The 11,169-nt window shown below is 55.8% G+C and carries 10 protein-coding genes; 6 read left to right on the forward strand and 4 right to left on the reverse strand.

Going from position 1 to position 11,169, the window contains the following annotated elements:
* Positions 1 to 8: 8 nt before the first annotated feature.
* The 4 genes from HQL65_18450 to HQL65_18465 all read left to right on the forward strand — a co-directional run bounded on the left by HQL65_18450 (position 9) and on the right by HQL65_18465 (position 3,485).
* On the forward strand, positions 9 to 782 hold the full coding sequence (locus HQL65_18450; GenBank protein MBF0138218.1) for an ABC transporter permease: 774 nt from the start codon (positions 9 to 11) through the stop codon (positions 780 to 782).
* Between the two features lie 14 nt (positions 783 to 796).
* A complete protein-coding gene (locus tag HQL65_18455; GenBank protein MBF0138219.1) occupies positions 797 to 1,375 on the forward strand; it encodes a histidine phosphatase family protein in 579 nt (192 codons plus the stop codon).
* A gap of 215 nt (positions 1,376 to 1,590) precedes the next feature.
* Positions 1,591 to 2,961: a dipeptidase gene (locus tag HQL65_18460; protein ID MBF0138220.1), complete on the forward strand. Its 1,371-nt coding sequence runs from the start codon at positions 1,591 to 1,593 to the stop codon at positions 2,959 to 2,961.
* 203 nt (positions 2,962 to 3,164) lie between these two features.
* Positions 3,165 to 3,485 (forward strand): hypothetical protein, encoded by a 321-nt coding sequence (locus HQL65_18465; protein ID MBF0138221.1) that lies wholly within the window; start codon positions 3,165 to 3,167, stop codon positions 3,483 to 3,485.
* 157 nt (positions 3,486 to 3,642) lie between these two features.
* On the opposite strand, the gene HQL65_18470 is transcribed toward HQL65_18465, so the two are convergent.
* From HQL65_18470 to HQL65_18480, 3 genes are all read right to left on the reverse strand, one after another.
* Positions 3,643 to 5,190: a HAMP domain-containing protein gene (locus tag HQL65_18470; GenBank protein MBF0138222.1), complete on the reverse strand. Its 1,548-nt coding sequence runs from the start codon at positions 5,188 to 5,190 to the stop codon at positions 3,643 to 3,645.
* Between the two features lie 639 nt (positions 5,191 to 5,829).
* Positions 5,830 to 6,072: a hypothetical protein gene (locus tag HQL65_18475; protein MBF0138223.1), complete on the reverse strand. Its 243-nt coding sequence runs from the start codon at positions 6,070 to 6,072 to the stop codon at positions 5,830 to 5,832.
* Complete coding sequence (locus HQL65_18480) at positions 6,059 to 6,667, reverse strand: zeta toxin family protein (protein ID MBF0138224.1); 609 nt, start codon at positions 6,665 to 6,667, stop codon at positions 6,059 to 6,061. Before HQL65_18480 ends, HQL65_18475 begins: the two co-directional genes overlap by 14 nt.
* Positions 6,668 to 6,954: 287 nt before the next feature.
* Between HQL65_18480 and glgP the strand changes: the two genes are divergently transcribed.
* Together glgP and HQL65_18490 are read left to right on the forward strand one after the other, a co-directional pair.
* Complete coding sequence (glgP, locus tag HQL65_18485) at positions 6,955 to 9,486, forward strand: alpha-glucan family phosphorylase (protein ID MBF0138225.1); 2,532 nt, start codon at positions 6,955 to 6,957, stop codon at positions 9,484 to 9,486.
* A 114-nt stretch (positions 9,487 to 9,600) separates the two neighbouring features.
* A complete protein-coding gene (locus HQL65_18490) occupies positions 9,601 to 10,788 on the forward strand; it encodes a class I SAM-dependent methyltransferase (GenBank protein ID MBF0138226.1) in 1,188 nt (395 codons plus the stop codon).
* A gap of 117 nt (positions 10,789 to 10,905) precedes the next feature.
* Here the strand turns inward: HQL65_18490 and HQL65_18495 are convergent.
* Positions 10,906 to 11,169: cytosolic protein (locus HQL65_18495; GenBank protein ID MBF0138227.1), on the reverse strand; the 264-nt coding region annotated here is incomplete at its 5' end.

Raw genomic sequence — 11,169 nt, forward strand, 5'->3', positions numbered from 1 at the left:
CAAAAATCATGATGCGCGTGGTTCGATCCCTGGCCGGTCGGGAACTGGTGCGCTTTTTTCGCCAACCCCATCGGGTGGTGGGAAGTCTGGCCCAACCCCTGCTGATCTGGTTGTTTCTGGGCACAGGTTTTTCGGCCTCCTTCAAGGCACCCGGATTGGAAAATGTCACCTATCTGGAATATTTTTATCCCGGTATCCTGATGATGTTGATGCTCTTTTCCGGAATATTCTCCACCATCACCATCATCGAGGATCGCCAGCAAGGCTTGTTGCAGGAAGTCCTGGTGGCACCGGTGTCGCGTATGGCCATTGTCCTGGGCAAGGTTCTGGGAGCCATGGGCGTGGCCCTGGCACAAAGCCTGGTTTTGTTGATCGCGGCCCCCTTTCTGGGCATGCATGTCGGTCTGGGCAATACCCTCCTGCTGTTGCTGGGCTTGATCCTTGGTTCACTGGGCTTTACAGCCCTCGGCTTCCTGATGGCCTGGCGCATGGAGACCACCGCCGGTTTCCATGCCGTCATGTCCGTTTTTCTGATGCCCCTCTGGATGCTTTCCGGAGCGCTTTTCCCCATGAATCACCTGCCCGGATGGATGTGGTGGATCATGATGGCCAATCCGGTCACCCATGCCCTGCAATTGATCCGGCTGCCCCTGCACGAAACCGGCAGTGCCCTCCTGATGCGCCCGGATTATTATCTGGCCCTGGGCGTCTCCCTGCTCTGGGCGGTGGGGTGTCTGGTCCTGGCCCTGTTCCAGGTCCGGAAGGTCGAAAAAGGGGTTTGAAAAGGAGTCAATACATGGCGCGACGCCTGATCATCATGCGGCATGCAAAATCGGATTGGGATGCCCAGGCACACAGCGATTTTGACCGTCCCCTCGCCAAAAGAGGCTGGCGGGATGCCCCGCGCATGGGCCAGTGGCTGCTTTCCGAACGCATGCAACCGGATTTTGTGGTCAGCTCGCCAGCCAAACGGGCACGACAAACCGTCATCGAAGTGTGTACCGCCCTGAAAATCAACCCGGACACCATCCAATGGCAACCCAAAATCTATGAAGCAGGAGTCGGCGAATTGTTGCGGGTTTTGGCCGTTGTGCCTCCTGCATCCCAATGCACCTTGCTGGTAGGACACAATCCGGGACTGGAAATGCTGTTGACCCACCTGGTCAGTGCGGAAAACATCCATCGATACGCCGTCGCCAACTCACATTCAGGTGGCCTGTCCGATACCGGAAACGAAGAGTACCCGCCAGAGTTCGGCATCATCAAGACAGCCACGGTGGTATACCTGGAACTGCCCGATATCTGGACTGAATTGCCACGAGATTGTGCGCAATTGCTCGGCAAGAAAAACCCCAGGGAACTGGCCAAGGGATAGGACATCATCATCCGGCAGGAAAAATTCCAGGAAATCGGCCAAGGGATAGGACATCATCATCATCCGGCAGGAAAAATTCCAGGAAATCGGCCAACAGACGAGACATCATCGATTGCCCGGCAAGAAAAATTCCAGGAAACCGGCCCATAGACAAGACATCATCGATTGCCCGGCAGGAATGAATTCCGGAAAAACCGGCTGACAGGTAGATCACCATGCAAACGATTCTCAACCATCTGCACGATCATCGACAAGACAATCTGCGCCGTCTGGACCTCTTGCTGCGCATTCCCTCGGTATCCAACGATGCGCAGGCTGGTCCAGCCATGACCCAATGCGCCAACCGGGTGGCTGAACTCCTCACCGAGGCCGGCATGGATGAGGTCCAGGTCTACCCGACCGCTGGTCATCCCCTGGTGGTTGGTTCCTGGCGGCATGCTCCCGGGCAACCGACCGTTCTCATCTATGGCCATTATGATGTGCAACCGGCTGGACCCCTGACCGCATGGAAATCACCGCCGTTTGTCCCGGAGCAGCGTGCCGACCGGCTTTATGCGCGTGGGGCTGCGGATGACAAGGGACAGTTTTTCATGCATATTCTGGCCATCGAAGCCATCATGAAAAAGCGCGGTACCCTGCCGGTTAACGTGGTGTTTCTCATCGAAGGGGAAGAGGAGATCAGCAGTCCCAACCTGGCCCGTTTTCTGGTCAACCATGCCGACCTGTTGCGGGCGGACTGGGTCGTCATTTCCGATTCTGCCATGTGGGCACCCGGCCAGCCGGCCATCTGCCTGGGGGTGCGGGGCCTGATCAACCTGGAGTTGACCCTGACCGGCCCCAGGGAAGACCTGCACTCGGGATCCCTGGGTGGTATCCTGGCCAACCCCTTGGAAATGTTGGCCAGGTTGCTGGCCACAGTCAAAGACCCTGAAGGACGGATCGGTATTCCGGGATTTTATGATCGGGTTCGTCCCCCCTCACCCGCCGCCCGTCAGCAACTCCAACAATTTTCCCTGGACGAAACAGCCTATCTGGCAGCATTGGGAGTCACGGCAGGTTGGGGTGAGCCGGATTATTCCCTTCTGGAACGGCTCTGGTTACGACCGACCTTTGAAATCAATGGACTTTATGGTGGCTACACCGGAGAGGGAAGCATGACGGTCATTCCGTCGGTCGCCAAGGCCAAAATTTCCCTGCGTCTGGTGCCGGATCAGGATCCGGAAGAGATGGTCCGCCTGGTGACAGACTATTTCCATGCCCACACGCCAGTTGGGGTCACGCTCCATGTCCACCGTTTTCCAAGCGGTGCCCGTCCCATCGAGGTACCGGATGATATTCCCCCGGTCCTGGCCGCCCGGCACGCCTTGCAGGAAGGCTTCGGAACTGCCCCACTCCTGGTACGGGAAGGGGGATCCATCCCCGTAATCTCCGAATTCAAACAGCTTCTCAATCTGGACACCCTGATGGTGGGTTTTGGCTTGCCCGACTCCCGTATCCACGGTCCCAACGAAAATCTCCATCTCCCCACCTTTCACCTGGGAACGGAAAGTCTGGTCCGCTTCTATGACAGGCTGGCTGGTTCGTAATCGTACTTGAGCTATCTGAATAATTTTTTGGTCAGTACGTCATCATTCCTGGGATATCTGAATAAAACTTTCACGAATGATCACGCCCCGATCCACTCATCAGATTTTGCTTTCCAAGTGAGTACGGTTTGATTATCATCCGTTCGGACTGTTAAGCAACAGTTAAATCCGTATCGTTTCTACCCACTGGAGGTTTTTTTCACATGAAAATGCTCAAAGTCGGTTTGTTCGGGCTTGCCCTGATTGCACAAAGCGGAACCTTGTTGGCAGCCCCGGATCAATACAATGCCGTTCCTCCCGGTGATGCCCAGTTCAAGAACTGCAAAATTTATGCCATGAAGAGATGGCAGGGCGGCGGGGAACTCAGCCCGATTGATGGCCAATCCAAGGCAGAAGCATTTTGCATCTGCATGTGGAATGAAACACCGGAAGATTTCAAAGGCGATCTGGCCAAATTTTCCGAGACCACTGCTGGCGCAAAACTCGATAAGCTTTGCAGTAAATATTCCAATTGGAGTGACTGATCGGCCAAGGTCCGTTTGAGATGTGCATGGAATGCATTCTGCTGACGTTGCTGACTTGCTTCCATGCACACTCTCTGTCTGCTGAATAAAACCAGAAATTCAATTTTGCAGGGATCGTTTGGCGGTTTGCCTCTGAACCGGTATAACGGAGAAATCGTCAATAAGAATGTTCTTGTATATATTTACGTAGTTTATCACGAGTCCCTTTCAGACCCTGGACCGTTTGCACGATATTCTGACCGTGGGTCACCGTCTCCCGGGCCAAGCGGATACTTTCCTGAAGTTGCCGGGAACTCTCGACGGCCACTCCAGAAACCTGGGCAATCGTGGCCGGGACACTCTGCACCGCAACGACCATCTCTGTCACATTGCGGGTCACATCGCCGATACCAGCAGAAATGTTCTGGACATTGCGGTTGACATCCGCGATGCCGATGACGGACTCACTCAGCCGCTGCAAGGCATCTCCTGTTTCTGCCGAGGCACTGGCCATGGCCTGGGCCACGTCCAGCATGGTCTGGTTTTGCTGTTCCACCTCGACGAGAATTTCATCGTTGGCATCCCGAATACGGTCAACCAGCTTGACGACGTTCTGGGTGGATTCGACCACTTCGCGGGTGTTGCTCTGGATCTCCTTGACCTGCATGGAAATCATGCGCGTGGCCTGACCGGTCTGGCGGGCCAGCTCCTTGACCTCGTTGGCCACCACCGCAAACCCCTTGCCAGCCTCGCCAGCCCCGGCTGCCTCGATGGAAGCATTCAAGGCCAACATGTTGGTCTGTTCGGCAATGTCGTTGATCACCTCGACCACCTTGCCAATTTCAGACGTGGAGTGCGACAGTTTGGTCATGGTTTCGGCGGTACTGGCCACCTGGACACTGGCCCGTTCGGATTCATCCCGGGCATTGGCACAAAGGACCTTGATGGCTCCCAAAGTAGAAGTCATGTGATCGACCGAGCCGGCCACGGCCTGCAAACGTGCCCCGGAACGCTCTGCTGCTTCCCGGACCTGACTCAGATTGGTATTGGCCTCTTCCGATGCTGCCGCAACGGTATGCAGATCGGTGTTGGTCGTTTCGGCTGCCACCGAAATGGTCGTCATATTGGTGCCGATCTGTTCGACTGATGCGGAAACGGTATGCAAATCGCGATCATTGGATTCCATGGACGCAGCCATGGCCTGAAGGTTGTCAAGAATTTGTTCCGTGATCTTGGCTGAGGTTTGGGTTTGTTGCAGGAGCGTGATTTCATTGCTGCCGGCATCCTGGATGGATTTTTCCAGATTTTTCATGATATTTTTGAACTGCTGGTCGTGTTTTGTCTCATTCTGCCGTGACTTGTCCTGGCTTGCCGCCCAATCGAGCAAAGCTTGTGTCAGTTGGCCCAGGATATCCTGACCGGCAGGCGGCATGGCATCGGTATTGAGCTGCCCATCAGCCAGGTTGCGCACCATCTCCGTGCAGGTACCGATCTGGTGGAGAATCTGTCGGCCCAGCCAATGCACCAGAACAAGACCCAAGAGAGAAACAACAAAAACCAAGATCAGCACAACAACCCGATTGCCAGACCCGACTTCCGGTCCTGCGGGTTGCGTCATGATTCCTGACAGGGCCACAATCACCAACAAGACGGCCATGGTCCCCAGCATGGCAGACAATTTGGTGTTCAAACTCGATTCTTTCAGGAAACGCACCATGGTGTTCACCCCCTTTTTTCTTGAACCGCTTATACCATATACACTTTTCCATGAAGATTCCAGTTCGGATTTCATGTCAGAGAGCAGCCAGGATCCAATTGGACTCGAATGGACAGTGATCAACGGCAACTCAAAATCCGCCGACCGAAAATGGCTTGGCATGAGTACGGATTGGAATGCACAATCGAAACCATGTTGGAAAATCCGGATTTGCTGAGAGGCTGTCCAATAACTTGTTAATTTCAAAAAAAACGAAGTTTGGGGCGGAGCCCCAATAAAATCTTTACTTTCCAATTTTTTTATCCGAGGGTTAATGGACAACCTCTGAAACCTGTCAACCCTGGAAGAGAAATGGAGGATTGTCATCTCATCGGCAATGGCCTTTGGTACCCATGATCGGGTCATGACATCGCGTCATGCCGGTTTCAAGAAAAAACGGACAAACGCCACCACCCAGGCCATGCGCAAGATTCAGGAGACACCCAAACACCGCCAGAATCATGACCGTCAGAATCGTGATGCGGAATGGATTATTTCACACAAAAAAATAGTGAATTGGAACAAAGCGAACGGGAGCGATCAGACAGGTGGAAAAACAGCGGAGAACGAGATGCGAAAAACAGCGGGGCGTAGAAAAACGAACAGATTTTATGGATGAAAAAAAGCCGGTGCCTCGGGAACCCGGATCTCTTCGGGGGGAATGAGGATCACACGACCATCCCGGCACTCCGCCATGGGAATTCCGGCCCGCTTGTGTTCCAGCGCGGCCCGCCGGCCCCCTTCCGCCACGGCAGCCAGGATGCGGGCAGCAAAATCAGCCGCCGCAAGGGCTTCATACGTCTGGATTCCATCCCTGGTCTGTGGACAATATTCCTCTTCATTTTCTGCCATATTGCTTCTCCAATAACGCATAGGCACCACTCTGCGGGACAATAGGCTCAATCCCAAGCCCACCGTATGCCACAATCCCCGGGAGCGCTGCAAGGGAATTATCGATCAAAAACCATCGATCCAGCACCGGTCGATACAGGGTGAAAAAATTGACCAGACCCCGATGAAAACGGCGGCGAATGATTTCCCTGGGCACATCGTGTCCACCGTTGCGGACCCGCTCCGCAACCCTGGCCACGGCCACATCGGGAGATGACAAGGCCAAAAACAGCAGGTTGACCCGATAACCCTCATTTTGACACTTGATCAGCCAGGGAGCATAACTGCGGGTTGCCAATGTTGTTTCGAATGCAAAATTTCCTCCCTTGGCGTGCAAACGGTGCAACTCCCGCAACATGATGCGCCCGGCCTGTCTGGCAGCCTTTTCCGGGGCAAAGGCGGAAAGACCCGCCGCAATCGTGTCGGCGTTGACATAATCGACCACGCCAAAAAATTGTCGCAGCAACATGGGTGCCGTGGTGGATTTTCCTGCCCCGTTCGGTCCCGCCATGACGACAATATGGGGAGATTGATCCCCTTTTTCCCAACCCCACATCAAACCGTGGCCAAGTGGTGACGCAATATTTGGACCCATATTGATTGACTCCAGCTCCTGTTGACCTGCAACACCCCTGCATTATGCACCCATCCCCGTTGCAAACCGCAGATGGATTTTTTGTATGGAAATCTTGACAATGTTTTTTTTTATTATAGATTGGCTGGTTTAACCAGCGGGATCGATTGTCTCATTCCGGAAGCGGGACAGGGTTCTGTTGCCAATGTTGTCTTTCGCAGTCAGACATTTAGAATGGTCTGCATCATCAGTGATCAAGAGGAAATGCCATGACCACCCCGTTGAGTCGTTACTATCCCATGTTGCCATCGGGCCTGGAGGGTCTGATCGATCTGGCGCTGGATTTGCGTTTTTCCTGGAACCACGAAGCCGACGCTCTGTGGAAGCAACTCAATCAGGAAGTGTGGCACATGACCCACAATCCCTGGCTGGTGCTGCAATCAGTCTCCAGACAGACCCTGGACAAACTGAAAGAAAACAAGGAGTTCCATGCTGCTGTACACTCCCTGTTGGAGACGCAGAAAAAAATTGCCAACAGCGAACTCTGGTATGCGCGTCGGCACCGGGAATCGCCCCTGAAGAATATTGTCTATTTTTGCATGGAATTCGGTCTCAGTGAAGCCCTGCCCATCTATTCCGGCGGGCTTGGCCTGCTGGCCGGCGACCACCTGAAGGCCGCCAGCGAACTGGGCATTCCCCTGACCGGGGTGGGCATCCTCTACCAGAGCGGCTATTTCCGGCAGGCCGTGGATGAAGAAGGCAACCAGATTGCCATGTATCCGGCCAACAATACGAGTGAATTGCCGGTTACCCAGGTCCGTGATGCCAGCGGTGAATGGTTGCGGTTGCATCTTCCTCTGTTCCCGGGCCGAAATGTCTGGGTGCGCGTGTGGCAGGCCCGCATCGGCGGCATCACCCTCTATCTGCTCGACACCAACGATCCCCTCAATTCCCCCATGGATCGCTGCATCAGCACCGAACTCTATGGTGGCGGGCTGGAACAACGCCTGCAACAGGAAATCCTGCTGGGCATCGGTGGCTGGCATCTGCTGAAAGCCCTCAAGATCGAGCCGGATGTCTGTCACCTGAACGAAGGCCATGCCGCCCTGGTGGTCCTGGCTCGTGCCAAAAGTTTCATGCGGGCACATGATGTCACGTTCGAAGAAGCCCTGGCTGTCACCCGGGCCGGAAACCTGTTTACCACCCATACGCCGGTCAAGGCCGGTTTCGACCGTTTTCCCCGGCATCTCGTCGAGCGTTACCTGGGCACCTATGCCAGCGAGGGATTGCATATCACCCTGGATGCCTTGATGGAACTTGCCCGGGGAGCGGATGAAGGTCCCGATGCCCCGTTCAACATGGCCTACCTGGCCATCCGTGGCAGCCATGCCATCAATGGCGTCAGCCGGCTGCATGGTCAGGTGAGTCAGGGTTTGTTCGTCAATCTGTTCCCGGCATGGCCCATGACCGAAATTCCCGTCGGTCATGTCACCAACGGCGTGCATGTCCCTTCCTGGGAATCCGCGCCCTCCCTGACCTTCTGGAACAACGCCTGCGGTCATGACCGCTGGGACGATGAATTGCAGGGCATGGAAGAGCGCATCCGGAAACAATCCGATGCCGACCTCTGGCACCTGCGCATGGACAATCGCCATCGTCTGGTCAACTATGTGCGCTCCTACGACGAACAACACCAGATCGGTTCCGTCTCCCCGGATCGCCTGCAAATCGAACCCCTGTTCGATGCCAATATTCTCACGATTGGTTTTGCCCGGCGGTTTGCCACCTACAAGCGTCCCAATCTCCTGTTGCGGGATCCGGACCGGCTGGTACGCATCCTGAACCATCCGGATCGTCCCGTACAGTTGATCATTGCCGGCAAGGCCCATCCTGCCGACCGGTTTGGACAGGACATGGTCCGGGCCTGGGTGCAATTTTGCCGGCGGCCCGATGTACGGCAACGGGCCATCTATATCAGTGATTACGACATGCTCCTGGCCGAACGCATGGTCCAGGGTGTCGATGTCTGGTTGAACAATCCCCGGCGTCCCTGGGAAGCCAGCGGCACAAGCGGCATGAAGGTCCTGGTCAATGGCGGTCTCAATCTTTCCGTCCAGGATGGCTGGTGGGCCGAGGCCTATGATCCGGCGGTGGGCTGGTCCCTGGGCGACGGCATGGAACACGCCGAAGAGTACAACGAACACCTCGACGCCACCGAAGCGGAAGAACTCTATCGTCTGCTGGAAAACGAGGTTGTGCCCGATTTTTATCAGCGCGACAGCCAGGGAATTCCCCTGGCCTGGGTCAAACGCATGCGGGAAAGCATGGCCCGTCTCACCCCCTTCTTCTCCACCAACCGCATGGTCCGGGAATATACTGAAAAATATTATATTCCCCTGGCCGATGGCTATGCCAGACGCTCCCAGAATGGCGGACGGCAGGGCCGGGATCTCGTCTCCTGGCGTCGGGCGTTGAATCGGGGACGGGGTACCGTGCGCTTTGGCAGACGGATCATCGAGGATCTGGACAATGGCCAGCGTCGGTTCAGCATCCCGGTCTACCTGGGCGATGTTTCCGCCGAACATGTGGCCGTGCAACTGTTTGCCGACAATCCCAAACAGGCCCCGACCATCATCAATCTGCGGCGTCATCTTCCCTTGCTGGGAGCGGTCAACGGGTATTCCTACGTTGGTGAAGTTGCCGCCGACCGGCCAGCGGAACATTATACGCCACGGGTGGTGCCTGCCAATCCCAACGCCTCGATCCCCCTAGACAACAGTTGGATCGTCTGGGACACCTGAAACCTCCTGGATACCCTCTTGGGTACCTGAGTCAAGACAACGCTTCTCCCTTCCGGAACATCTCCGCCTCTCTGGCGCGACATCCGGAGGGGAGAAGGCTTGGGATGTGAATCCATGGCTGCTGTGGTGCTGAAGCCCGGACGCGATAAATCGTTGCGACGGCGTCATCCCTGGATTTTCAGCGGAGCCATCGCCGAGGTGCAACAGGCTCCTGCCCCGGGAGAGACGGTGGCCATCTTCTCCGCCCGGAAGGAGTTGTTGGGTTGGGGTGCCTACTCTCCGGCTTCTGGAATTCCTGTCCGGGTCTGGTCTTTTGACCCTGACATCCAGATCGACCGGGAGTTTTTCCACCGGCGTTTGGCCAGTGCCATCCAATTGCGCCGGACATTGCCCGGGTTGCGCCACACCCGGGCTTGGCGGCTGGTCAATGCCGAGTCGGATGGTTTGCCCGGTTTGGTGGTGGATCGTTATGGCGATTTTCTCGTTGTGCAGATATCTGCCGTGGGTCCGGAATTGTGGCGTACAACGATTGTTGACCTTTTGAACGACATCATGCCCAATCTGGGCATCTGGGAACGTTCGGATCTGGAGGTTCGGCGCAAGGAGGGATTGACACCCAGGACCGGTTCCCTGGCCGGTCGTGCCCCGCCGCCTTTGGTGGAAATCCAGGAAGGTGCGGTACGTTTTCTGGTGGATCTGGTGCAGGGCCAAAAGACCGGGTTTTATCTGGACCAGCGCGACAACCGCGCCCGGGTCGGGGCGTATGTGGCGGGCGGTTCTGTTTTAAATGTTTTTTCATATACGGGAGGTTTTGGCTTGTCTGCCCTGGCCGCCGGGGCCGATCAGGTGACCCAGGTGGATGCCTCGGAGGCCGCCCTGACCCTTGGCCGGCAAAATCTGGTCCTGAACGGATATGATGCCACCCGGGTGACGGATCTGCCGGGCAATGCCTTTGATATTTTGCGGCGTCTTCGTGATCAGGCCATGCACTTTGACCTGGTTGTCCTGGATCCTCCCAAATTTGCCGAAACCGCCGCGCACCTGCCCAAAGCCGCCCGCGCCTACAAGGATATCAATCTCCTCGGATGCCAATTGTTGCGACCGGGTGGCATTCTTTGCACGTTTTCCTGTTCCGGACATCTGGAGTTTTCCCTGCTGCGCAAGATTGTCGCCGATGCCGCCCTGGATGCCGGTCGGGACGCCCGCATTCTGGAACGCCTGGGACCGGCTGCCGATCATCCGGTCAACCTGGCGTTCCCCGAAGGGGAGTATCTCAAGGGGTTGATCTGTCGGGTGGAATAAACCAGATCCAAAAAATGTTTTTTATTCACCCATTTTCAGAAGTTGTCATGTTCTTGGACAGACTCTCGGAAAACGATGGCAAGATTGAAACCCCTGAAAAAATCAGAAACTTTTGCTCTATTGAAAAACAGCCTGCAACGACTCGGCTACCAATATTTTTTCGTTCCAGGTTTCCAGGGTCTTCAGGTCGGCGGTCGCCAGCCGGTCTGGGACCCACTCCGGCACCGCTCCGAAACGATGCCTGATCAAACGCAACAGGTTACGCATCTCGCCATTCCGCAACCCAATGACCTCACCACGCGCCTCGCCCTCTTCCCGGGCCAGTTCAACCGCGCCCCTGGCATCGGCGACGGCAATCCCGGCCTTGTCGTACAACTCCCA

It is taken from the genome of Magnetococcales bacterium (genome assembly GCA_015228935.1).
Lineage (GTDB): Bacteria > Pseudomonadota > Magnetococcia > Magnetococcales > DC0425bin3 > HA3dbin3.